Below are 1,178 nucleotides of genomic sequence, written 5' to 3'. Positions count from 1 at the left end.
CGTCGACGCCGAGCCGGAACCGGCCGCGACCGCGCCCGGGGTGCTGACCGAGCCCGAGGACGAGGGCATCGTCGACGAGCCCGACCCCGCCCCGCTGCCCGGTGCGGCCCCCACCGGGGACGCCACGGCGGGCGCAGCCGGCCCCGCGGCGTTCCCCTCCCCCATGGCCGACCTGCCCTCGGGCACCGGGTTCGGCACCCTGGTGCACGCCGTGCTGGAACACCTCGACACCCGCACGGCCGCCCAGGGCGACGCCGCGCTGCGGGCCGAGGTCGTCGCGCACGTCACCGAGGAGCTGCGCCACCAGCCGGCCGACCTCGATCCCGACGAGCTCGCCGACGCGCTCGTCCCGGTGCTGCGGACCCCGCTCGGGCCGATCGCGTCCGGGCTGGCGCTGGCCGACGTCGCGCCGGGCGACCGGCTGTCCGAGCTGGACTTCGAGCTCCCGCTGTGCGGCGGGGACACCCCGACGGGGCGGCTCACCCTGGCCGGGCTGGCCGCCGCCGTCCGCAGGCACCTCGCGCCCGGCGACCCGCTCCACGGCTACGCCGACCTCCTCGACTCCCCCGACCTCGCCGGACAGCCGCTGCGCGGCTACCTGACCGGCAGCATCGACTCGGTGCTGCGGGTCCGTGACGGCGCCGGGGAACGGTTCCTCGTCGTGGACTACAAGACGAACTGGCTGGGCCCGGTCGGCCCGTCCGGGCGCGACCCGCTGACCGCGGCGCACTACACCGCCGACCGGCTGGCCACGGCGATGGCCGACGCGCACTACCCGCTCCAGGCGCTGCTCTACGCCGTCGCGCTGCACCGCTACCTGCGCTGGCGGCTGCCCGACTACGACCCGGACACCCACCTCGGCGGGGTCGGCTACCTGTTCCTGCGCGGTATGTGCGGGCCGGACACCCCGGTCACCGGGTCCGGACCGCTGGCCGCGCCGTGCGGCGTCTTCGCCTGGCGGCCACCCGCCGCCCTGGTCGGGGAGCTGTCGGACCTGCTGGACGGAGGCACCCCGTGACGACGACCGCACCCCCCACCCCGGCGGCGACGGCGCCCCCGGCCCCCGAGCGGGACCCGTTCGGTCCGCGGGCCGCCCGCACCGCGACCGGGGTGCTCGCCGCGTTCAACGAGGCCGAGATCCTCGCGCCGGGCGACGTGCACGTCGCCCGGAGGCTCGC

The 1,178-nt window shown here is 78.0% G+C and carries 1 protein-coding gene; it reads left to right on the top strand.

Annotated features, from left to right (window positions below):
* A partial coding sequence (locus GTW08_RS07755) for a PD-(D/E)XK nuclease family protein (protein ID WP_202416661.1) occupies positions 1 to 1,018 on the top strand: 1,018 nt, incomplete at its 5' end.
* Positions 1,019 to 1,178: the final 160 nt, after the last annotated feature.

Source organism: Pseudonocardia sp. SID8383 (assembly GCF_009864975.1).
Classification (GTDB): Bacteria; Actinomycetota; Actinomycetes; order Mycobacteriales; family Pseudonocardiaceae; genus Pseudonocardia; species Pseudonocardia alni.
Note: the sequence above shows the minus strand (reverse complement) of the source record. Positions and strands in the feature narration are given on the sequence as shown.